Genomic DNA, 20768 nt, shown 5'->3' with positions numbered 1-20768 from the left:
GCAGCTACCGTCGCGCGGAATCGCGGTCGAGCCGCAACGCGAGCTGATAGGCGAGCGGGAACAGCGCGGTGGTCACGATGATCTGCATCAGCAGGGCAGTGTCCACGTGCGCGCTGAACGGAGACGCAAGAAGCCGTCCGGCGATCAGCACAAAACCGATCCCACCGGCTGCCATGAGCCAGTCCTGCCAAAAATCACGCCACACAAGACGTGTGTCTAGCACGTCTATCGCCAAAAAGCACAGTGTCCACAGCAACATCGCGCTTCCCAGCGGCTGCCCGCTCACCAGATCGTCAACGAAGCCGAGCGGCACCGGCGCCCAGACGCGCAGCGCATCGGCGCGGTGGAGCCGCCAGGCGAGCAGCATCAGCAGCCCGAACGGAGGCAGAAACGGAAAGGTGGCGACGAGCGGCAACAGCGTAAGCAGCGAGCCCAGGACGATGCTGAGCGGTGCGAGCCAATCCGATCGGTGCCGCCGTTCGGTGCGGCCGAGCGGAAGGAATTCAGGCGGCCTCACGGGCCTTCCGCGCCGCTGACGTTGCCCCCGGCGCTATCCTCCTCCGGCGCTTCCGATTCGTTGGAAGCTTCTGCCTCGCCATCGGCCGGGCTGGCCGGAGGGGCGGGCAGGAAGGTTTCCTGCACGAGCGCATAGTCGAGGCCGTCGGGGTTCGCTTCGGGCTGCGCGATGGCGATGTCGCGCGCATCGCGAATCACTCGGGCGACGGGAATGTTGGGCGAATAGATGCCGCCCGTTCCGGAAGTGACAAAGGTGTCGCCAGCGCGGAACGGCACGTTCGCGATGCTCGCCGATCGGATGTCGAGCAAGCCGTCGCCACGTCCCGCCGCGATCGCAGGCAAGCCGTCGCTCATGCGCCGCACCGGCACGATGCTCTCGGGGTCGACGATCAGCAGCACCCGCGCGGTGTTGGGGCTGGTTTCGATCACCTGCCCGATCAGGCCGTCGGGGCCGCGCACCGGCTGGCCGCTGCGCACGCCCTGCCAGCTGCCGGCATTGAGAGTCGCATAGCGGCGCGTGCTCGATGCCGTCGAACTGACGAGTCGGGCCGCCACCACCGATTCCGGATTGGCTTCGCGCAACTGGAGCAGAGCCCGGAGTCGACGGTTCTCGCGGGTGAGCGTGCGCGCACGCTGCACCAGCGTCGCCTGGTCCTCCAGCTCCTTGCGCAGCCGCGCATTCTCCGCCCGCACGTTGAAATGGCCGGACACGCCTTCGGGAACTCCAGTGACGCTGCGCCTGGCCCAGGCAAACACCGACGAAACCGGAGTCGTGAGCTCGGAAAACACGCCACGAACGACGGCGAACGCCGGAGGATTGAACGTCGAAAGCAGCAGCAGGCCCGCGCCGATCAGCGCACCGCCGACGGCGGCCACATAGCCTAGGAAGAGCCCATACTGCGCCCGCCGCGAAAACCCCGGGCGCCGGTTGCGTTGCGGCGCCATGATCCCCCCAACCTGCTAGACCGCGAGCAGCACGCCGCGGAATACCGGATCTTCGAGCGCCCGCCCAGTGCCCAGTGCGACACAGGTCAGCGGATCCTCGGCGACGGTGACCGGAAGGCCGGTCTCGTCGCGGAGCACTTCGTCGATCCCGGAAAGGAGCGCGCCGCCGCCGGTGAGCACGATGCCTTGATCGACGATGTCGGCCGCCAGCTCGGGCGCGGTATTCTCCAGCGCGATGCGCACGCCTTCGACGATCGTGCCGACGGGCTCGCTCAGCGCTTCGGCGATCTGGCCCTGGTTGATCTGGATTTCCTTGGGCACGCCGTTCACGAGATCGCGGCCCTTGATGTGAATCGTCTGGCCGATGCCGTCGGCCGGCGGCTTGGCGACGCCGACTTCCTGCTTGATCCGCTCGGCAGTGGCTTCGCCAATCAGCAGATTGTGGTTGCGGCGGACATAAGAGACGATCGCCTCGTCCATCTTGTCGCCGCCGACGCGGACCGACGTGGAATAGGCGAGACCGCGCAGGCTGAGCACGGCGACTTCGGTGGTTCCGCCGCCGATGTCGACGACCATGCTGCCGATCGGTTCGGTGACGGGCATTTCGGCGCCGATTGCGGCGGCCATCGGCTCCTCGATCAGCCACACCTGGCTCGCGCCCGCGTTCGACGCGGCGTCGCGGATCGCGCGGCGCTCGACCGAAGTGGAGCCGGAGGGGACACAGATCACGATCTGGGGCCAGCGCATGAAGCGCCGCTGGCCGTGCACCTTCTGGATGAAGTGCTTGATCATCTGTTCGGCGACGTCAATGTCGGCGATCACGCCGTCGCGCAGCGGCCGGATCGCTTCGATCGTGCCGGGGGTCTTGCCCATCATCAGCTTGGCGTCGTCACCGACCGCCTTCACCTTGCGCACGCCGTTGATCGTCTCGACTGCAACCACGGAGGGTTCGTTCAGCACGACGCCGCGCCCGCGCAGATACACGACGGTATTCGCCGTTCCCAGGTCGATCGCCATGTCGTGGGACATGAATTTGAAGAAGCGGGAGAATAGCATCGATGTTTCCGTCCATTCCGCGCCCGGCCCGATACGCGGCGAATCGCACAAAATATCTCCCCGGACCCTCCGGATTCGGATCGACTCCGACCTCGGATTGCTGGCGGATGCGGGTCGCGGGATGCCGCCGCTTGGGCTACAGACTGTTCCATGTCAATACGCCGCTTACCAGAACATCTCGTCAATCGGATCGCTGCGGGCGAAGTCGTTGAGCGTCCCGCCAGTGCGCTGAAGGAACTGGTCGAGAACGCCATCGACGCAGGCGCGTCGCGGATCGCGGTTCGGCTGTCGGCAGGCGGCACCGATCTGATCGAAGTGAGCGACGACGGCTGCGGGATGCATCCTGCCGAAATGGCGCTGGCGCTGGAGCGGCATGCGACCTCGAAGTTGCCCGATGACGCGATCGATGCGGTCGAGACGCTCGGGTTTCGCGGCGAGGCGTTGCCTTCGATCGCCAGCGTGGCGCGGCTGACGCTGGAGAGCCGGGTCCGCGGCGACGAGGGCTGGTCGCGCACCGTCGACAACGGCACGCTCGTTTCCGAAGGGCCGGCGGCGCTGCCTCCCGGAACGCGGGTCCGCGTCGAGGATCTGTTCGGCAAGGTGCCCGCGCGGCGAAAATTCCTGCGTACTGCCCGTGCGGAATATGCCGCCTGCCTCGATGCCGTGCGGCGCCTCGCGCTGGCACGGCCGGACGTCGCCTTTTCGGTGGAGCATGATGGGCGCCGGGTGCTGCTGGTGCAGCTAGGCGAGAGTCGGCCCGAGCGCGTGGCGGCGCTGACCGATCGGGGGCTCGCGGAGAACAGCGTCGCAATCGACTTCGTGCGCGAGGGGCTGGTGCTGGGCGGCGTCGCTAGCCTGCCGACGTTCAACCGCGGAGTCGCCGATCACCAATATCTGTTTGTCAACGGGCGACCGGTGAAGGATCGGCTGCTCACCGGTGCGGTGCGCGGTGCCTATGCCGAGATGCTCCCGCGCGATCGGCATCCCGTGGTCGCGCTCTTCCTCGAAGTGCCGGTCGACGCAGTCGACGTGAACGTTCACCCCGCCAAGACCGAAGTGCGCTTCCGCGATCCGGCGCTCGCGCGGGGCCTCATCGTCAGCGGGCTGCGCCGGGCGCTTGACGCTGCCGGCCACCGCAGCGTCCAGCGCCCCAGCGAGGCGGCGCTCGGCATGTGGCGGCGCGAAGGCGATCTGCCCTCGGCGCGGGAGACGGGCGCATCCTTCTTCGGCGCGCCAAGTGTGGGCGCCGACTTCGAGTCGTCGGCGCTGCGGGGGTACGTTGCGGAGCGGCGGCCTTCCTTCCTGGCGCCGCCGCCGCAGGCGCGCGCAGCGGACGCGAGCGAGCCGGTGCCGCAGGCGATCGACTATCCGCTCGGCGTGGCGCGCGGGCAGGTGGCGAAGACCTATATCGTCGCCGAGGCCGAGGACGGGCTGGTGCTGGTCGATCAGCATGCCGCGCACGAGCGGCTGGTGCTAGAGCGGATGCGCCGCGCCGTCGGCGACGGCGGCGTCGCGAGCCAGGCGCTGTTGCTGCCTGAAGTAGTCGAGCTCGACGAACCAGCGTGCGACAGGCTCGAAGCCCGCGTCGCCGAACTCGCCGATTTCGGGCTCGAGCTCGAGCGATTCGGCCCCAGGGCGATGCTGGTCCGTGCGACGCCTGCACTGCTGGGGCAGGGGGATGTTACCGGGCTGGTTACCGATCTAGCCGACGAACTGGCGAGTTTCGACCAGGCGCTGAGCCTCAGGGAACGGCTCGACCATGTCGCCGCGACGATGGCGTGTCACGGATCGGTCCGCGCGGGCCGCGTGCTCGGCGTGGCAGAGATGAACGCGCTGCTGCGCGAAATGGAAGCGACACCGCATTCGGGCCAGTGCAATCACGGACGCCCGACCTGGGTGAAACTGGCGCATGGCGATATCGAGAAGCTGTTCGGCCGGAGATAGTCTCCGTACGGGCGCTGCGTATCGATTGACCTTTCGGCAACCATTGGCCGCAGTGCACGTTGAACGGGCGACACTAGTTGAAGGCAGTCGCCATGAACAAGATCGTGCCCGTCGTGCTCGCCCTGATCCCGCTCGCCGCAGTGGTGGGCGCCTGCGTTACCTGCCCCTGAACCGGTTTCGGCACACGACGAAAAAGGGGCCGCCCGGCATTCCGGACGGCCCCTTTCTTTTTGTGCTTGAGCAGCGGCCTCAGGCTTCGGGCGTCTCGCCCTCGTCGCTCGCTTCCGGCTCGTCGCGAGCGATCTCGCCGGCTTCGAGGTTGGGATCGCGCTCCTCGGTGAAGCCCGCCTCGTCGCGGTTTTCCTCGAACATCGCGGCCATCACGTCGACGCCCTGTGCCTGCATCTCGGCTTCTTCGGGCGAGCGGGCGACGTTGACCTTGACGGTCACCGACACTTCGGGGTGCAGCGCGACGCGGACTTCGTACAGGCCGATCGCCTTGATCGGCTTATCGAGGACGATCTGCGCCTTGTTGACCTTGTGGCCTTCGGCGTTGAGCGCCTCGACGATGTCGCGGACCGCCACCGAACCGTAGAGCTGGCCGGTGTTCGACGCCTGACGGATCAGCGTGATCGAAACGCCCTCGAGCGTCTTCGATTCCTTCTGGGCCTCGGTGCGGCGTTCGGCGTTCTCCGCCTCGATCCGCTCGCGATTGGCTTCGAAGACCTTGCGGTTGGCTTCGTTGGCGCGCAGCGCCTTCTTGCGCGGCAGCAGGTAGTTGCGGGCGAACCCGTCCTTCACCCGAACCACGTCGCCGATGGCGCCGAGCTTTTCGACGCGTTCCAGCAGAATAACGTCCATGGGGTGCGCTCCTTACTTAACGATGTAGGGCAGCAGGCCCAGGTGACGGGCGCGCTTGATGGCCTGGGCCAGCTCGCGCTGCTTTTTCGCGCTCACCGAAGTGATGCGCGACGGGACGATCTTGCCACGCTCGGAGACGAATCCCTGAAGCAGACGGACGTCCTTATAATCGATCTTGGGAGCGTCCTTCGCGGAGAAGGGGCAGCTCTTGCGGCGGCGGAAAAAGGGTCGTGCCATGGGTCTCGCTCCGATCAGTCGTTGTCGCCGTCGCGGTCACGGCCGCGGCCGCCGCGATCACCACGGTCTCCGCGATCGCCACGGTCGCGGCGGTCCCGGTCGCCCTTGCGCATCATCACCGACGGGCCCTGCTCGAGCTCGTCGACACGAACGGTCATGTAGCGGAGCACGTCCTCGTTGATGCTCGTCTGGCGCTCCAGCTCGGCGACCACGCCCGCGGGGGCGTCGATCTCGAGCATCACATAATGCGCCTTGCGGTTCTTCTGGATGCGATAGGCGAGGCTGCGCAGTCCCCAGGTCTCGGTCTTCACGACCTTACCCTGATTGTCCTCGACGATCTTGGTGGCGGTTTCCGCCAGTGCGTCCACCTGCGCCTGTGCCAGATCCTGGCGCGCAAGGAACACATGCTCGTACAGAGCCATGGTTCTTTTCCTGTCTTGGCCGATCGCTGACGCCGCCCCATGCGGTCGCCCCTCCGGCTGTCGTCTCAAAACACGCCGGAGCGGGAAGCCAGTTGGCCGCCCGCCCCGGTGAAGCGCGCCCCTTAGCGGAATGTTCGTGCAATCGCAAGCAGTCAGGCACCGCCCGCAGCCCGATCAGCCGCCCGGTGTCTCGCGCGCCTGTGCCGGCAGGATCAGCGACGGGAACGCTTCGGGCGTGCCTTCCTCGGGCGGGGGCGCGGGAAGGCGTGGCGGCGTGATCGGACGGCACACGCCCGGCGCGTCCCAGAATTCGAGGCACGAGATCGTACCGTGGTCCACGGTCGCGCGCACCCAGCCGGCGCCGCCGTTCTGTAGGGCGAAGTCGCCGCCGATCTGATAGCGGTCGTCGCGTTCGCGACCCCGCTCGATGTTGCGCAGGCTGCCGGGCCGATAGGCGTCATATTGCCAGGAGTAGGAATCGAGCTCGACCGCCGCGTCGAGCCGCTGTTCGATCGGTGCCGTCCCGTCGACCAGAGCCTGCAGAAATTCGATTCGGCGCAGGCGCTCATGATATTCGCGGCGCCGGCGCTCGCGCTCGGCATAGTCGAGCGTGCGCGTGCCAACTGTTTCGAACGCGAGTTCGAGCTGTGTCGCGGCGTTCGGAACGCTCGCGACCGTGCCGATGAACGCTTCGCTGTCGCAGCGGCCCGACCACACCGAGCCGTCGGCAAGGTCGAACAGCCGGCATGCGGAGCCCTGACGGCGGCCGATGAGGCCGCTGTCACGCAGGCCTCCCGTGCCGCGAAACACGCCCTTCACTACTTCACCGTCGAATTCGAGCTCGACCTCCAGGCTACCGCCGATTCGCTCGGGGCAGCCCTGATCGGGCCGCGGACACGCGGAACTCGCCCGGCGCCGCTCGCCAGCGCGTTGGATCGTCGTGACCGTGCCGCTGTGATTGCCGAAGTAGCGGACCTTGCCGCGAAAATCGTCGGGCAGGGTGTCGGCGGAAACGCCGATCGGCTGCACCTGTACCGGTTGTGCCTGCGCTGCGGTAATCGTCGCGGCGAACAGTGCTGCCGTGCTCAGCATCTTGCGGAACATCGCTGGTCTTCTCCCTGGACGCGTTAACCATAGCATCGGAGGCAGACGTCGCCAATGCGTGCCGGAAACGGCAAGGGTTTCCTTGCCCCGCCAGAGGTGCCCGGCGCCCGGCGTGCGCCAGCGGTGTCGGCGGCGCCGCCGCGACTGCCTTGCATCGCCGGCGGGAACGGTTCTAACGCCCGGCGCTTCAATGGGGACAGCCCGAGGAGACACGAATGCGCGCCTTCATCTTTCCTGGTCAGGGAAGCCAATCGGTCGGCATGGGCAGCGCGCTGGCGCAGGCAAGCGCGGCTGCGCGCGAGACCTTCCAGGAAGTCGACGACGCGCTCGAACAGGCGCTGTCGAGGATCATGGCCGAAGGGCCCGAGGAGACGCTGACGCTGACCGCCAATGCCCAACCGGCGATCATGGCGCATGCCATCGCTGTGCTGCGCGTGCTGGAGCGCGAAGGCGGCGTGCGGCTTGCCGACAAGGCCGATTTCGTCGCTGGTCACAGCCTGGGCGAGTACACCGCCCTTTGCGCCGCCGAGACCTTCGATCTCGCCACGACCGCCCGACTGTTGCGCAAGCGCGGCGATGCGATGCAGTCGGCGGTGCCGGTTGGCGAGGGGGCGATGGCGGCGCTGCTCGGCGCTGATCTGGAGAAGGCGCGCGCGATCGCGCAAGCCGCTGCGGAGGGGCAGGTGTGCACCGTTGCCAACGACAATGATCCGGGCCAGGTCGTGATCTCCGGCCATCGCGCGGCAGTCGAGCGCGCCGTGCCGCTCGCGAAGGAGATGGGCGCCAAGCGTGCCGTCCTGCTCCCGGTCTCGGCTCCCTTCCACTGCCCGCTGATGCAGCCTGCTGCCGAGGCGATGGAAGCGGCGCTTGCGGAAGCCACGCTGCGCGCGCCGCTGGTACCGCTCTACGCCAACGTCACGGCGGCGCCGAGCGCCGACCCGGACGCAATCCGCCGCCAGCTCGTCGAACAGGTGACCGGGATGGTGCGCTGGCGCGAATCGGTGCGGGCGATGCATGCCGCGGGAGTCACGCAGTTCGTCGAGCTGGGCGGCAAGGTGCTCACGCCGATGGTGAAGCGGATCGTGCCCGAAGCCGATGCGGTCAGCGTCGTCTCGATGGGCGATATCGAGACGCTGGCGAAGGGGCTTTGACCGAAGTTCCTGCGGCCCTGCTGGGCACGTTTCCGCATTGTCCGCGCACCAATTTCGCCGCCTTGGCGCGGTAGCCCTGAGACGGATTTCGGGCGAGATGAAGAGAGGAACCGCGAATGTTTGACCTTACCGGAATGAATGCCCTCGTGACCGGTGCGTCCGGCGGCATCGGCTCCGCCATCGCCAAAGCGCTCGCGGCGCAGGGCGCGCGGCTGGCGGTGTCCGGATCGAATGCCGAGAAGCTGGAGGCGTTTCGCGCCGAGCTGGGCGGCGATCATGTCGCGCTGCCGTGCGACCTTTCGGATGGCGCCGCGGTGGACCAGCTCGTGCCGCAGGCGGTGGAGGCGCTCGGCACGCTCGACATCCTCGTGAACAATGCCGGCGTGACGCGTGACAATCTCGCGATGCGGATGAAGGACGAGGAGTGGGATCAGGTCATCACGGTCAATCTCGAGGCCGCCTTCCGCCTGTGTCGCGCGGCTGCCCGGCCGATGATGAAGGCGCGGTTCGGCCGCATCGTCTCGATCACTTCGGTGGTGGGCGCCACGGGCAATCCGGGGCAGGCGAACTATGCCGCGTCGAAGGCCGGTGTGGTCGGCATGTCGAAGGCGCTGGGGCAGGAGCTTGCGAGCCGCGGCATCACGGTGAACTGCGTCGCGCCCGGCTTCATCCGCTCGGCGATGACCGACGTGCTGCCCGACGCGCAAAAGGACGCGCTGACCGGTCGGATCCCGGCCGGAACGCTGGGCGAGGGCGCCGATGTCGCCGCCGCCGTCGTTTATCTCGCCAGCCGCGAGGCCGGTTATGTCACGGGTCAGACGCTGCATGTGAACGGTGGGATGGCGATGCTCTGAGCCGCGCGAATTTCAACCCGATGTCATGGAGATGCCGCGCAAGGCACGCTAGAAGCGTGCTTCTTCTGTCACGGAGCACGTCCTGATGCGATTCGCCGCCTTCCTTCCCCTTCTTCTCGCCGCCGCTCCCGGCACCGCGCTCGCGCAGGATGCTGCGCCTGCCGCCGAGCCGGTCGCCGTCCGGGGCCCGGTTTCCTGCATCGGCGGCCGTATTCCGCGCTATGTCGATAGCGACGCGCTCGCGGCATTTGCGCGCAAGAACTTCGTTGCCGAATCGGATGCTGAAGAGGCGCTGCACCAGAGCATCAGTTCTGCGATCATGGAGTGCCGGAGAAGCTACGGGTGGGGCGATCCGCGTCAGGAGGCCGCTCTTACCTATTTCCGCGGGAGCACGATCCGCGGCAACGCGGCGTATCGGCTACGCGATTACAATGTCGAGAGCGAGCAGTTCGATCTCGCCTATCGTGCGGTGCCCGAAGCCGAGATCACTCGCCTCGTCGAAACCGGTGCGATGAGCGGCAGCGCGATGACCGCGGCCGCGCGCGCGATGGAAGGCGCAGGCGCCACCTTCGGCACGCCGGACGGCGAAGCGCTGCAGACGATCGGAGCGGCGATCGGCCAGGGAATCTACGGCACGCTGCTGATGGAGCAGGCCGTGCAGGACTATCGCGCCCGCTGATCGCGCGCCGGGCGGGCAGGAGAGGGTGCCACCCCTCTTGTCAGGGCACCGGCACCGTTCTACGTGCGTTCATCAAATCGAGACCCCCAAAGCAAGAGAAGGAAAACAGGGATCATGAGCACCGCCGATCGCGTGAAGAGGATCGTCGTCGAGCACCTTGGGGTCCAGGAATCGGAAGTCGTCCCCGAAGCGAGCTTCATTGATGACCTGGGCGCCGACAGCCTCGACATCGTCGAGCTGGTGATGGCGTTTGAAGAGGAATTCGGCGTCGAAATCCCCGACGACGCAGCCGAGAAGATCACCACCGTCAAGGACGCGACGGACTATATCGAGGAACATCAGGGCTGATCGCTGCTGCGGCAGACCCCGCCAGCCCCGATCGGCACGGCACCAGCGGCTCCCCGTCCCGGGGTGAACGATCGGGGCGGGGAGCCCTTTTGTTTGTGAAGGACGGAGAAGCGCCATGCGCCGCGTAGTCGTAACCGGGCTCGGCCTCGTCACCCCGCTGGGGAGCGACGTCGAGACCGCCTGGAAGAACATCATCGCTGCCAAGTCCGGCGCGGCCACGATCACGCGTTTCGACGCGACTGATTTTCACACCAACTATGCGTGCGAGGTCAAACCGGCCGACCACGAATATGGCTTCGATCCGAACAAGCGCGTCGATCACAAGATCCAGCGCCAGGTCGATCCGTTCATCGTCTATGGCATCGATGCCGCCGGCCAGGCGATCGAGGATGCCGGGCTCCTCGACATGACCGACGAGGAAAAGCTCCGCGCGGGCTGCTCGATCGGTTCGGGAATCGGTGGCCTGCCGGGGATCGAAAGCGAATCGCTGGTGCTCGAGCACAAGGGGCCGAAGCGCGTTTCGCCGCACTTCGTCCACGGGCGGCTCATCAACCTCATCTCGGGCCAGGTTTCGATCAAATACGGGCTGATGGGCCCGAATCACGCAGTCGTCACTGCCTGCTCGACCGGCGCGCATTCGATCGGCGACGCCGCGCGCATGATCGCGATGGACGATGCCGATGTGATGCTCGCGGGCGGTGCCGAGGGCGCGATCTGTCCGATCGGCATCGCCGGCTTCGGCCAGGCGCGCGCGCTGTCGACCGGCTTCCGCGACGATCCCACCCGCGCGAGCCGTCCCTATGATCGCGACCGCGACGGGTTCGTGATGGGCGAAGGCGCCGGCGTGGTCGTGCTCGAGGAATATGAGCGGGCGAAGGCACGCGGCGCGAAGATCTACGCCGAAGTGGTCGGCTATGGCCTCTCGGGCGACGCCTATCACGTCACGGCCCCGCATCCGGAGGGCTTCGGCGCATTCCGCGCGATGGCGATGGCGATGAAGAAGTCGGGGCTCGAGCTTGCCGACATCGATTATGTCAATGCGCACGGCACCTCTACGCCGCTCGGCGACGAGCTCGAGCTCGGAGCGGTGCGCCGCCTGTTCGGCAACGCCGTCGAGACGATGTCGATGAGCTCGACCAAGTCCGCCATCGGCCATCTGCTGGGCGGCGCGGGCGCGGTCGAAGCGATCTTCTGCATCCTGGCGATGCGCGACCAGATCGTGCCCCCGACGCTCAATCTCGACAATCCGAGCGACAATTGCGCCGGTGTCGATCTCGTCCCGCACAAGGCGAAGGAGCGCAAGGTGAAGGCGGTGCTGAACAACAGCTTCGGCTTCGGCGGGACCAATGCTTCGCTGGTGATGAAGGCGGTCTGAGGCACGGAGCCGCACGGCTCCGCGCGAATGGCATGGAGAGGCTATGCGGCGGCTCATCGGCTTTGGCGGACTGATTCTCGGCCTGGCGGTGATCGCCGCCGCCTTCCTTGTCGTGCGCGATTGGGGAGGCGAGGGGCCGGCGGCCACGAATGTCAGCGTGATCGTTCCTGAAGGCGCGAGCCTCACTGCCGCGGCCGAGCGTCTCGAGGAGGCGGGGGCGATAGCTGAGGCACGGCGTTTCACGCTCTACGCGCGCCTCTTCGGCTCGGGCGAACCGATCAAGGCAGGCGAGTATCGCATCCCCGCCGGCCTCAGCCAGTCGGATATCCTCAAGTTGATGCAGGGCGGCCGCACCCTGCAGCGCTTCGTCACCATCCCCGAAGGCACGCCTTCGGTGCTGGTGCACGAGGCGCTGATGGAGGCCGAACATCTCGAAGGCGAAATCGCGGTGCCGATCGAAGGCACGGTTCTGCCGGACAGCTACAGCTATGTGCGCGGCGACCAGCGACAGGCGGTGCTCGAACGGATGCAGCGCGCGATGATCGACTATCTCGCCGAGGCATGGACCCGTCGCAGCCCGCGCACGGCCGTTTCCACGCCGCGCGAGGCACTGATCCTCGCCTCGATCGTCGAAAAGGAAACCGGCAAGCCCGAGGAGCGCCGGACCGTGGCGGCGGTCTATTCGAACCGGCTGAAGCGCGGCATGCCGCTGCAGGCGGACCCGACCGTCATCTATCCGGTGACGCAGGGGCGCCCGCTCGGCCGTCGCATCCTGCGCTCGGAGCTTCAGGCGCAGAACGGCTACAACACCTATGCGATGCCCGGGCTTCCGATCGGGCCGATCGCCAATCCGGGCCGCGAATCGATCGATGCGGTGCTCGATCCCGCCGAATCGAGCGCGCTCTATTTCGTCGCGGACGGCACCGGCGGGCATATTTTCGCCGACACGCTCGAACAGCACAATCGCAACGTGCAGCGCTGGTATGCGCTGCGGCGCGCCAGGGGCGAGATGTAGGACGCGGTCGCCGGCGATGCGCTGCCGGCCGCTGAAACTCAGGATTCAGACGCGCGCCGGCTTCGCATGCGCGATCGCATTGGCCGAGGCGGTCATGATCGCATCCTCGACGAATCCGGTCGCGGTCTGCCCCCAGCGCCGCTGCGCGCGCTGGCGCGCGGCGAGCCCGACATAGGAGGCGGCGATCGCCGCGCCGATGCCCAAGGCCGCTCCGGCGAGCTGGCGCTTGGGCGGCGCTAGCGCTGCCCCGGCGAAGCCGCTGGTGATCGTGCGCGCCAGCAAGCCGAGGAACACAGTGCGATCGGGCGCGGTTTTCATCTTGTCGCCCGCGATTTCGGCCGCCGCCATCGTCACGCCGCCCGCGGCGATCAGCGGGTGCGCCATCAGCCGCGCTTCGGCAGTGTCATGCGGAAGCGTACCGCGCCGGGCGGCGCCCGCCAAAGCGGCAAGTGGCGTCATCGAGCGCTGGCCCGCAACCAGTCCCATCAAGATCGAACGAAGCATCGGTTTCCCCATCGGTGTTTCTCCACGAACAGATGAAGGGCCGATTGGGTCCGGTCTGCCGGTGATCCCGGCGCGTCGTCCGTGAAGCGCCGGCGGCGCGTTGCGCTTCACCGCGTGTTGAAGTCGGTCATGCAGCCAGTGCGGCAGCCTCCCGTGCCTTTGCTTCCACCGCGTCCGGCGATCCGCTGGCAAGCCAGCTCCCGCCGACGCACAGCACAGGCTCGAACGCCAGCCACTCGGGCGCGCTCGTAAGCGAAATGCCGCCGGTGGGACAGAATTTGGCCTGATAGAAGGGTGCGGCCAGCGCCTTGAGCGCCTTCAGTCCGCCGGAAGTCTCCGCCGGGAAGAATTTGAAATGCTCGAGCCCGAGATCGAGCCCGCGCATGATGTCGCCTGCGGTCGCGACGCCCGGGAGGAAGGGCACGCCCGAATCGATGATCGGCCGCGCCAGCGTTTCGCTGAGCCCCGGCGAGACGATGAACTCGGCGCCAGCGTCCATCACCTGCTCGAACTGGTCGGTCGTCACCACCGTTCCCGCGCCGACGATCGCACCGTCCACGGTCTTCATCTCGCGGATCACATCGAGCGCCGCAGGAGTCCGCAACGTCACTTCGAGCACCCGGATGCCGCCCTTCACCAGCGCCTGCGCCAGCGGGCGCGCCTGTGGCACATCTTCGACGATGAGCACCGGGATGACGGGGCCGGTTCGCATGATCTGTTCGATGGGCTTCACTTGGCATGCTCCTGCGCGAAGGCAGCCGCGGCGCCATAGAGGCCGGGCTGGGGATGAGTAATGAGCTTGACCGGAATCGAGGCCATCAGCGACTGGAAGCGCCCCTTGGCGACGAATCGCTCGGCAAAGCCCGATGCGAGCAGATGTTCGCGCAGGCGATATCCCAGCCCCCCCGCGATCACCACGCCAGTGGGGCCGTGGCTGAGTGCCAGGTCACCCGCGACCGCTCCAAGGGACAGGCAGAAGCGATCGAGCGCCGCCACTGCCAGGCTGTCCCGCCCTTCCAGCGCCAGTTCCCAGATCTTGCGGTCGTCGCGGCTCTCCACTGCGCGGCCTTCGATCTCCGCCAGCGTCTCATAGATCGCGACGATCCCCGGACCCGCGACGATCCGTTCGACCGAGACGCGGGTATAGGCCCGACGCAGCCGCTTCAGGATCGCATCCTCAAGGCTGTCGAGCGGCGCGAAGTCCTGATGTCCGCCCTCGGTCGCAATGATGTCGTAGCCGGCGCCGTGGCGGAACACCTGCGCGACGCCGAGACCCGTGCCGGGTCCGCAGACCGTGATCGCACCCTTTGGAGGCAGCGGCTTGTCCGGGCCGCACAGGTGCAGGAAACAGTCTGCGCCGAGTTGCGCCACGGCATGGCCCACAGCCGCGAAATCGTTGACGAGGATCCACTGGTCCACTTCCAGCCGCTCGGGGATCAGCTTCGGACGGATGATCCAGGGATTGTTGGTGAGCTTGATCAGTTCGTCGTTGATCGGCGATGCGACCGCAATCGCGGCAGCCTTCGGCATCGGCCGGTCGAGCCGTGCCGCCGCGGCTTGCCAGGCGAGCTGAAGGCTGCCGTGCTCTGCCGTCTTCAGCGTGACGGGCTCAGCCATCGAAACGGCGCGGCCTTCGGCCACCTCGGCGACGGCGAAGCGTGCGTGGGTTCCGCCGATATCGACTGCGACGACGTCCATTCCGATCCTCTCCGATCCGGCGCGACTGGGGGTTCGCGCGTCCTGCCGAGGCTTTGCCCTTCTCTGCGCCGTATGGCTGCAAGTAAAGGACCGGACCCGGCCTAGAGTCCCCCTGCGGCCAGCACGGCCGATGCGCCCAGTTCCGCCTCGTCGGCGCCCGCGCGCATCAGCCCGAACAGTTCTCGGCCGGTTCCGGCCAGGACGGGGGGCGCTTCGGCCGGCTTGCGCGCGTTCCACTCCGCGGCGTCCACCAGCGCCTCCAGCATGCCGGTTTCGGCGTCGACCCGGACGATGTCGCCATCGCGGATTCGTGCGATATCGCCGCCGCCCAGCGCCTCGGGCGAAACATGGATCGCGCAGGGCACTTTGCCGCTCGCGCCCGACATGCGCCCGTCGGTGACGAGCGCGACACGGTAGCCGCGGTTCTGCAGCACGCCCAGCGGCGGCGTGAGCTTGTGCAGCTCGGGCATGCCGTTCGCCCTGGGGCCCTGGAAGCGGACGACCACCACCACGTCGCGGTCGAGCTCGCCGGCACGGAATGCTTGCTGCACCGCGAGCTGGTCCTCGAACACCCGCGCCGGCGCTTCGATCACCCAGCGCTCGCGCTCGACCGCCGAGACCTTGATGCAGGCACGTCCGATGTTCCCCTTGAGGATGCGGAAGCCGCCCTCGGGCGAGAACGGCGCGTCGAGCGTGCGGATGATCGTGTCGTCGCCGCTTTTCGCGGGCAAGTCGCGCCACACCAGCCGATCGTCTTCGACGTCCGGCTTGCGCGCATAGTCCGCCATGCCGCCGGCCGCGATCGTCAGAATGTCGCCGTGGAGCAGCCCGCCCTTCAGCAGCTCGCGGATCACGAACGGCGGGCCGCCCGCATCCTCGAATCCGTTCACATCGGCCGATCCGTTGGGATAGACTCGTGTCAGCAGCGGGATCACGCGCGAAAGCCGGTCGAAATCGTCCCAGTCGATCGTCACCCCCGCCGAGCGTGCGATGGCGGGCAGGTGGATCAGATGGTTGGTCGATCCGCCGGTGGCCAGCAGCACGATCGCGGCGTTGACGATCGCCTTTTCGTCGACGCAATGGCCGATCGGGCGATAGTCGTTCCCGTCCCACCCGATCTCGGCCAGCCGATGCATGGCACGGCGCGTCAGCTCCTGGCGCAGCTTGGTCTGCGGATTGGCGAAGGCGGCGCCGGGTACGTGCAGCCCCATCGCCTCCATCATCATCTGGTTCGAATTGGCCGTGCCGTAGAAGGTGCAGGTTCCTTTGCCGTGATAGGCGGCGATCTCGGCGTCGAGCAGTTCCTCGCGGCTGGCCTTGCCTTCGGCGTAGAGTTCGCGGACGCGTGCCTTGTCCTTGTTGGCAAGGCCCGACCGCATCGGGCCGCCCGGGATCAGCACCATCGGCAGATGGCCGAAGCGCAGCGCGCCGATCAGCAGCCCGGGCACGATCTTGTCGCAGATGCCGAGCAGCGCCGCCCCTTCGAAGGTGCGGTGGCTGAGCGCGACCGCGGTCGAGAGCGCGATCGTGTCGCGGCTCAGCAGCGACAGCTCCATGCCGGCATAGCCCTGAGTCACGCCGTCGCACATCGCGGGCACGCCGCCCGCCACCTGCGCGGTGGTGCCGGCTTCGAGCGCCCAGATCTTCATTTGCTCGGGGTAGCGATAATAGGTCGCATGTGCCGAGAGCATGTCGTTGTAGGCGGTCACGATCCCGATGTTCATCGCCCGGCCGTCGCGCAGCCGGTCGCGCTGCTCGTCGGTACCGGCATAGGCGTGGGCGAGATTGGCGCAGCCCAGCTTCGGCCGATCGGCGCCGCTCTCGCGCTCGCGGCGGAGGAGTTCGAGATAGGCCGCCCGCTTTTCGCGAGAACGCTCGATCACGCGATCGGTGACGGCCGCGATTTCCGTGTTCAGCCTGCTCATTTCCTCATCCCCAGACGGAAGTGGAACGCCTCGTCACGCAGCCCAGTGAATGTCGACCGGCAGCTCGGTTTCGGCCAGCACCCGCCCGATCGGCGCAGGCGAACCGACGCCCTCGGCGATCGCGGCTTCGATCACGTCGCGCTTCGCCTGCCCGGTGACTGCGATCATCAGTGCCTTGGCGGAGACGATCGCGGCGAGCGAGAGCGACACGCGCGCCACCGGCGCTTCGGGCGGCATCGGATCGGGCATCACGCCCAGCGCGCGGCGCTCCTTGGGCCCGTTCAGCGCCTCGTCGAGATCGGGGCCGGGGAAGATCGACGCAGTGTGTCCGTCGGCGCCCACGCCTAGCAGGCACAGGTCGAGCGGCCAATGCACGTCCTGCAAGCGGGCATCCGCCGCGCGGCCGGCCGCCTTATAGTCCTCGGCCGCTTCGCTCGTCACCGGCAGCACGCGGGCACCCCTGGGCAGGAAGGTCTTGCCGAGCATCGTGACGTTCGAAAGATCGTCGCCCATCGGCACCAGCCGATCGTCGGTCGGCACGATCGTCACCCGCTTCCAGTCGATCTTGGCGTCGATCAGCTTCTCGTAGATCGGCAGCGGCGTCTTGCCGCCCGGCAGCGCGATCACGGCACCACCGCGCTCGTCGATCGCCTGGCCGATGATGAAGGCCACGTCGCCGGCGACGGCCTCGGCCATCTCATCGGCGTCGTCATAGTCCCACCATTCGATCTCGGTCGTCATAATTGCTCCTCGTACTTCGGGTGGGTGATTGGACAACGGTCGCGGCGTCGAACGGTTCGCGCTGCGCGGGAATCTACTCGTGCCAGCTCACGCCGTCGCGTTCGGTGAGTGCGATCGCGGCCGAGGGGCCCCAGCTTCCCGAGGCATAGGATTTCGGCCGGATGCCATCGCGCTGCCAGCCCTGGCGGATGGCGTCGATCCAGGCCCATTGCGCTTCCACTTCGTCGCGCCGAACGAAGAGGGTCGGATCCCCTTCGATCAGGTCGAGCAGCAGCCGTTCATAGGCGATGCGCCGCCGCGTGCCCGCGAACTCGGTGTCGAGCGACAGGTTGAGCGGCACTTCGCGCAGCCGCAGGCCCTCGCGGTCGAGCCCGGGCTGCTTTGCCATCACCAGCAGCCGCACATATTCCTCGGGTTGGAGCCGGATCACCAGCGTGTTGGGATGCAGCGCGCCGCCGCGATTGGAAAAGATCGAATGCGGGACGGGCTTGAACTGGATCGTGATCTCGCTGCGGCGCTCGGTCATCCGCTTGCCGGTACGCAGATAGAAAGGCACGCCCTGCCAGCGCCAATTGTCGACATGCGCCTTCAGCGCGACGAACGTCTCGGTGTCCGAGGCCTTCTCCAGCTCGTCCCCGTAGCTGCGAACGATTCGGCCCTGCACCGCACCGGCGGCATATTGTCCCGTGACGGTCAGGCCCGGGACGTCGCGCTCCGTGATCGGGCGCAGCGAGCGCAGCACCTTCACCTTCTCGTCGCGGATCGCGGTCGCGTCGAACCGCGCGGGCGGCTCCATTGCGATCAGCGCGAGCAGCTGGAGCATGTGATTCTGCACCATGTCGCGCAGCGCGCCGACTTCGTCGTAATAATCGGCGCGGCCTTCGAGCCCCACCGTCTCGCTCACCGTGATCTGGACGTGATCGATTCCGCGCGCGTTCCACACCGGCTCGAACAGCGAGTTTCCGAAGCGCAGCGCCAGAATGTTCTGCACCGTCTCCTTGCCCAGATAATGGTCGATGCGGAACGTGCGCTCTTCCGGGAAGGCCTCGGCGACAATGTCATTGACTTCGCGGCTCGAGGGCAGGTCGAAACCGAGCGGTTTTTCGAGCCCGATCCGGACGCGCTCGCCGGTGAGCCCCGCTGATTGCAGGCCCTTGATCGTTGGCCCGAACAGCCAGGGTGCGGTCGACAGGAAGATCGCGAGACCGCCGGAGATGTCACCCAGCTTCTCGGCGAGCGCGCCGAACCCCTCCAGCGAGGATGCGTCGAGCGGCTGATAGTGCAGCCGTTCGAGAAAGCTCGCGATCGCCGCGCCGTCCTTGCGATCTTCGGGCAGGAACTCCTCAAGCGCCCGTTCGGCGAAGGCGCGATAGCCGGCATCATCATGCTCGGCGCGCGCCGTGCCTGTGATCGTCAGCCCCCGCGGAAGCAGAGCGTCGGCATGGAGGCCATAGAGCGAGGGCAGCAGCATGCGCTGTGCCAGATCGCCGGTCGCGCCGAACAGGAGGAGCTTGGCCACGGAATGAGTCATGCGGTCCCTTTTCGCCGGAGAGGCAGCGGTAGAGGAAAGCGCCGTCGACCCGCAAGGCTCGGCGCGCGCGTTCGCTAGAGGACCAGCCCGGCGGTCGGCTCGAGTCCCGCCATGATGTTGAGGTTCTGCACGGCGGCGCCAGCCGCTCCCTTGCCGAGATTGTCGAGCGTCGCGACGAGCCGGAGATGTCCGGTTTCGGCATTGCCGAACACGCGCAGCGTCAGCCGGTCGGTGCCGGCGTCTTCCTCGATGCGCACGACGGCGGTGTCGGCCATCGGCAGCACGCGCACGAGCGGGCAGTCGCGATAGGCATCGCGCAGCGCCGTCTCGATCGCGGCGGGGGAGGGGCGGCGGGGCAGCGCATGCGCGGGCAGCGCGATTTCGGCCAGCATCCCGCGATAGGTGCGCGCAACCGCCGGCTGGAAAATCGGGGGGTGCGCGATCCGCGCATGCTTCTGCATCTCGGGCAGATGCTTGTGGTTCAGCCCGAGGCCGTACGCGCGATAGGCCGTATCGGTATGTTCGGGCGCGCCCGGATCCTCGAACGCCGCGATCATCGCCTTGCCGCCGCCCGAATATCCCGAAGCCCCTGAATAGGCGAGCGGCCAATCGTGCGGCACGAGCCCGGCGCGCACCAACGGCCGCACCATCGCCAGAAAGGCGGTGGGCCAGCAGCCCGGATTGCTGACGCGCGCCGCCTGCGCGATCGCTGCCTGCTGCCCCGGCTCAAGTTCGGGAAAGCCATAGGTCCAGCCGTCGGCCACGCGGTGGGCCGAGGATGCGTCGATCACGCGCACCTGCTCGCTCTCGATCATCGCCACCGCTTCGCGCGCTGCATCATCGGGCAGGCAAAGGATGACGAAATCGGCTTCGTTCAGCATCGCCCGGCGCTTGTCGGCGTCCTTGCGATCGCTTTCGGCGAGCGTCAGCAGCGCGATCTCCGGCCGCCCGGCAAGCCGGTCGCGGATCTCGAGGCCGGTGGTGCCGACCGCACCGTCGATGAAGACCCGCACGCTCACTTCAGCCGCCGCACTGCCGTCACAGGGCCATGGTCGCCGCGCTCGATCAGGGCGGCGAGCGGCTCGCGAACCACTTCGGCCGTGCCTGCGTGGATCGCGGTCTCGGCATCGGCCAGGATCGCTGCGTGTCCGGCGAAGAAGACCAGGTCGCCGCGCGTGCAGGCGCGCTCGTCCTCGAGCGGCGCACCAAGCGCCTGCGCCTGCAGGTCGCAGAAGCGCGGGGCAGAGATGCCGGCCATTGCCAGCGCGAGATGGATCAGCCCGCCCGCATCGACGCCCGCGCCCGAGCGGCCGCCGGGCCGTACCGGCACGCCGACCAGCATCTCCGCGACCTCGACCGGGTCGGTGAACGGTTCATCCACGCCGCGAAGCGCGGAATCGGCCACGAAGCCACCCTCGGCAAGCGCGTGGAAGCCGTGCTCGGCGGCGTCGGCCACCACGCGCGCGCCCATCGGCAGCGTCCAGAGCTTGGGCGACTCGGGGTGCGGATCGCTGCGCACCGGCGCTGCGATCAGTTGAACGATATGGGTGGGCTCGACGAGATCGCCGAATGCCGCGTCGGGCACATAGCCGACGGTGCCGTCGGCGGTGCATATGCCCCAGCCCTGGTCGTGCGCGAGTTCGAGGATCTCGAACCGCTCGCCGGGAAGAATCTCGGAGATCGGATCGGCGTCGCCGATGCGGTCGGCGAGGATCGGCGCGGGAACGACGGCGCTTTGCGCAATGGCCAATGCGTAATGTGGCGCGAAGACACGGTCCGCGAGCCGCACATCGGCCAAGTCGCGGCGTGCCGCGTCAGTCCGCGAATCGATGCGTGTGGACCGGCCCGTCAGTGCGAAGCGG

22 protein-coding genes are annotated in these 20768 nt (G+C 67.6%); 7 read left to right on the top strand and 15 right to left on the bottom strand.

What is annotated here, in order from left to right:
• Positions 1-4: 4 nt before the first annotated feature.
• The 3 genes from mreD to H7V21_RS03085 form a co-directional block, all read right to left on the bottom strand.
• Complete coding sequence (gene mreD, locus H7V21_RS03095; protein ID WP_262503983.1) at positions 5-415, bottom strand: rod shape-determining protein MreD; 411 nt, start codon at positions 413-415, stop codon at positions 5-7.
• A 98-nt stretch (positions 416-513) separates the two neighbouring features.
• Positions 514-1461, bottom strand: coding sequence for a rod shape-determining protein MreC (gene mreC, locus H7V21_RS03090; protein WP_188055164.1), 948 nt, complete (start codon positions 1459-1461; stop codon positions 514-516).
• A 15-nt stretch (positions 1462-1476) separates the two neighbouring features.
• Complete coding sequence (locus tag H7V21_RS03085; RefSeq protein WP_188055163.1) at positions 1477-2517, bottom strand: rod shape-determining protein; 1041 nt, start codon at positions 2515-2517, stop codon at positions 1477-1479.
• 150 nt (positions 2518-2667) lie between these two features.
• On the opposite strand from H7V21_RS03085, the gene mutL reads away from it, so the two are divergent.
• Positions 2668-4461 (top strand): DNA mismatch repair endonuclease MutL, encoded by a 1794-nt coding sequence (gene mutL, locus H7V21_RS03080; RefSeq protein WP_188055162.1) that lies wholly within the window; start codon positions 2668-2670, stop codon positions 4459-4461.
• A gap of 249 nt (positions 4462-4710) precedes the next feature.
• Here mutL and rplI read toward each other — a convergent pair whose 3' ends face one another.
• The 4 genes from rplI to H7V21_RS03060 all read right to left on the bottom strand — a co-directional run bounded on the left by rplI (position 4711) and on the right by H7V21_RS03060 (position 7085).
• A complete protein-coding gene (gene rplI / locus H7V21_RS03075; RefSeq protein ID WP_188055161.1) occupies positions 4711-5322 on the bottom strand; it encodes a 50S ribosomal protein L9 in 612 nt (203 codons plus the stop codon).
• A gap of 12 nt (positions 5323-5334) precedes the next feature.
• The gene (gene rpsR / locus H7V21_RS03070; protein WP_188055160.1) at positions 5335-5559 is read right to left on the bottom strand and encodes a 30S ribosomal protein S18; all 225 of its coding nucleotides are present in this window, start codon (positions 5557-5559) and stop codon (positions 5335-5337) included.
• A gap of 14 nt (positions 5560-5573) precedes the next feature.
• The gene (gene rpsF, locus H7V21_RS03065; protein WP_188055159.1) at positions 5574-5981 is read right to left on the bottom strand and encodes a 30S ribosomal protein S6; all 408 of its coding nucleotides are present in this window, start codon (positions 5979-5981) and stop codon (positions 5574-5576) included.
• 174 nt (positions 5982-6155) lie between these two features.
• Positions 6156-7085 carry a hypothetical protein gene (locus H7V21_RS03060; RefSeq protein WP_188055158.1) on the bottom strand — a complete coding sequence of 310 codons (930 nt, stop codon included), beginning with the start codon at positions 7083-7085 and terminating at the stop codon, positions 6156-6158.
• Between the two features lie 215 nt (positions 7086-7300).
• On the opposite strand from H7V21_RS03060, the gene fabD reads away from it, so the two are divergent.
• The 6 genes from fabD (at position 7301) to mltG (ending at position 12507) form a co-directional block, all read left to right on the top strand.
• Complete coding sequence (gene fabD, locus H7V21_RS03055; RefSeq protein ID WP_188055157.1) at positions 7301-8236, top strand: ACP S-malonyltransferase; 936 nt, start codon at positions 7301-7303, stop codon at positions 8234-8236.
• A 116-nt stretch (positions 8237-8352) separates the two neighbouring features.
• Positions 8353-9090 (top strand): 3-oxoacyl-[acyl-carrier-protein] reductase, encoded by a 738-nt coding sequence (gene fabG, locus H7V21_RS03050; protein ID WP_188055156.1) that lies wholly within the window; start codon positions 8353-8355, stop codon positions 9088-9090.
• Positions 9091-9175: 85 nt separating this feature from the next.
• Entirely contained in the window at positions 9176-9769 is a 594-nt protein-coding gene (locus tag H7V21_RS03045) for a hypothetical protein (RefSeq protein WP_188055155.1), read from the top strand.
• A 114-nt stretch (positions 9770-9883) separates the two neighbouring features.
• Positions 9884-10117, top strand: a complete 234-nt coding sequence (locus H7V21_RS03040; RefSeq protein WP_410482671.1) for an acyl carrier protein — start codon at positions 9884-9886, stop codon at positions 10115-10117.
• Positions 10118-10232: 115 nt separating this feature from the next.
• Positions 10233-11492 (top strand): beta-ketoacyl-ACP synthase II, encoded by a 1260-nt coding sequence (fabF, locus tag H7V21_RS03035; protein ID WP_188055154.1) that lies wholly within the window; start codon positions 10233-10235, stop codon positions 11490-11492.
• A gap of 43 nt (positions 11493-11535) precedes the next feature.
• Complete coding sequence (mltG, locus tag H7V21_RS03030) at positions 11536-12507, top strand: endolytic transglycosylase MltG (protein ID WP_188055153.1); 972 nt, start codon at positions 11536-11538, stop codon at positions 12505-12507.
• 45 nt (positions 12508-12552) lie between these two features.
• Here the strand turns inward: mltG and H7V21_RS03025 are convergent, their stop codons facing one another.
• The 8 genes from H7V21_RS03025 to H7V21_RS02990 all read right to left on the bottom strand — a co-directional run bounded on the left by H7V21_RS03025 (position 12553) and on the right by H7V21_RS02990 (position 20656).
• A complete protein-coding gene (locus H7V21_RS03025) occupies positions 12553-13011 on the bottom strand; it encodes a DUF4126 domain-containing protein (RefSeq protein ID WP_262503981.1) in 459 nt (152 codons plus the stop codon).
• A gap of 127 nt (positions 13012-13138) precedes the next feature.
• Complete coding sequence (gene eda, locus H7V21_RS03020; RefSeq protein ID WP_188056321.1) at positions 13139-13723, bottom strand: bifunctional 4-hydroxy-2-oxoglutarate aldolase/2-dehydro-3-deoxy-phosphogluconate aldolase; 585 nt, start codon at positions 13721-13723, stop codon at positions 13139-13141.
• A gap of 17 nt (positions 13724-13740) precedes the next feature.
• Positions 13741-14709 carry a glucokinase gene (glk, locus tag H7V21_RS03015; RefSeq protein WP_188055151.1) on the bottom strand — a complete coding sequence of 323 codons (969 nt, stop codon included), beginning with the start codon at positions 14707-14709 and terminating at the stop codon, positions 13741-13743.
• Between the two features lie 101 nt (positions 14710-14810).
• On the bottom strand, positions 14811-16634 hold the full coding sequence (gene edd, locus H7V21_RS03010; RefSeq protein ID WP_188055150.1) for a phosphogluconate dehydratase: 1824 nt from the start codon (positions 16632-16634) through the stop codon (positions 14811-14813).
• 33 nt (positions 16635-16667) lie between these two features.
• The gene (pgl, locus tag H7V21_RS03005) at positions 16668-17375 is read right to left on the bottom strand and encodes a 6-phosphogluconolactonase (RefSeq protein ID WP_188055149.1); all 708 of its coding nucleotides are present in this window, start codon (positions 17373-17375) and stop codon (positions 16668-16670) included.
• 73 nt (positions 17376-17448) lie between these two features.
• The gene (gene zwf / locus H7V21_RS03000) at positions 17449-18906 is read right to left on the bottom strand and encodes a glucose-6-phosphate dehydrogenase (RefSeq protein ID WP_188055148.1); all 1458 of its coding nucleotides are present in this window, start codon (positions 18904-18906) and stop codon (positions 17449-17451) included.
• A gap of 74 nt (positions 18907-18980) precedes the next feature.
• On the bottom strand, positions 18981-19925 hold the full coding sequence (gene argC / locus H7V21_RS02995; protein WP_188055147.1) for an N-acetyl-gamma-glutamyl-phosphate reductase: 945 nt from the start codon (positions 19923-19925) through the stop codon (positions 18981-18983).
• Positions 19922-20656, bottom strand: a complete 735-nt coding sequence (locus H7V21_RS02990; protein ID WP_188055146.1) for a C40 family peptidase — start codon at positions 20654-20656, stop codon at positions 19922-19924. Before H7V21_RS02990 ends, argC begins: the two co-directional genes overlap by 4 nt.
• Between the last annotated feature and the right edge of the window lie 112 nt (positions 20657-20768).

The sequence above is a fragment of the Sphingosinithalassobacter sp. CS137 genome (assembly GCF_014334115.1).
Lineage (GTDB): Bacteria > Pseudomonadota > Alphaproteobacteria > Sphingomonadales > Sphingomonadaceae > Sphingomonas.
The sequence above is the reverse complement of the archived record's forward strand: the minus strand, read 5'-3'. Positions and strand labels throughout refer to the sequence as shown.

What these genes read in the sequence shown, in the direction of transcription:
- mreC (WP_188055164.1), bottom strand. Translation starts at nt 1,461, where the DNA reads ATGGCGCCGCAACGCAACCGGCGCCCGGGGTTTTCGCGGCGGGCGCAG.
- H7V21_RS03085 (WP_188055163.1), bottom strand. Translation starts at nt 2,517, where the DNA reads ATGCTATTCTCCCGCTTCTTCAAATTCATGTCCCACGACATGGCGATC.
- mutL (WP_188055162.1), top strand. Translation starts at nt 2,668, where the DNA reads ATGTCAATACGCCGCTTACCAGAACATCTCGTCAATCGGATCGCTGCG.
- rplI (WP_188055161.1), bottom strand. Translation starts at nt 5,322, where the DNA reads ATGGACGTTATTCTGCTGGAACGCGTCGAAAAGCTCGGCGCCATCGGC.
- rpsR (WP_188055160.1), bottom strand. Translation starts at nt 5,559, where the DNA reads ATGGCACGACCCTTTTTCCGCCGCCGCAAGAGCTGCCCCTTCTCCGCG.
- rpsF (WP_188055159.1), bottom strand. Translation starts at nt 5,981, where the DNA reads ATGGCTCTGTACGAGCATGTGTTCCTTGCGCGCCAGGATCTGGCACAG.
- H7V21_RS03060 (WP_188055158.1), bottom strand. Translation starts at nt 7,085, where the DNA reads ATGTTCCGCAAGATGCTGAGCACGGCAGCACTGTTCGCCGCGACGATT.
- fabD (WP_188055157.1), top strand. Translation starts at nt 7,301, where the DNA reads ATGCGCGCCTTCATCTTTCCTGGTCAGGGAAGCCAATCGGTCGGCATG.
- fabG (WP_188055156.1), top strand. Translation starts at nt 8,353, where the DNA reads ATGTTTGACCTTACCGGAATGAATGCCCTCGTGACCGGTGCGTCCGGC.
- H7V21_RS03045 (WP_188055155.1), top strand. Translation starts at nt 9,176, where the DNA reads ATGCGATTCGCCGCCTTCCTTCCCCTTCTTCTCGCCGCCGCTCCCGGC.
- H7V21_RS03040 (WP_410482671.1), top strand. Translation starts at nt 9,884, where the DNA reads ATGAGCACCGCCGATCGCGTGAAGAGGATCGTCGTCGAGCACCTTGGG.
- fabF (WP_188055154.1), top strand. Translation starts at nt 10,233, where the DNA reads ATGCGCCGCGTAGTCGTAACCGGGCTCGGCCTCGTCACCCCGCTGGGG.
- mltG (WP_188055153.1), top strand. Translation starts at nt 11,536, where the DNA reads ATGCGGCGGCTCATCGGCTTTGGCGGACTGATTCTCGGCCTGGCGGTG.
- H7V21_RS03025 (WP_262503981.1), bottom strand. Translation starts at nt 13,011, where the DNA reads ATGCTTCGTTCGATCTTGATGGGACTGGTTGCGGGCCAGCGCTCGATG.
- eda (WP_188056321.1), bottom strand. Translation starts at nt 13,723, where the DNA reads ATGCGAACCGGCCCCGTCATCCCGGTGCTCATCGTCGAAGATGTGCCA.
- glk (WP_188055151.1), bottom strand. Translation starts at nt 14,709, where the DNA reads ATGGACGTCGTCGCAGTCGATATCGGCGGAACCCACGCACGCTTCGCC.
- edd (WP_188055150.1), bottom strand. Translation starts at nt 16,634, where the DNA reads ATGAGCAGGCTGAACACGGAAATCGCGGCCGTCACCGATCGCGTGATC.
- pgl (WP_188055149.1), bottom strand. Translation starts at nt 17,375, where the DNA reads ATGACGACCGAGATCGAATGGTGGGACTATGACGACGCCGATGAGATG.
- zwf (WP_188055148.1), bottom strand. Translation starts at nt 18,906, where the DNA reads ATGACTCATTCCGTGGCCAAGCTCCTCCTGTTCGGCGCGACCGGCGAT.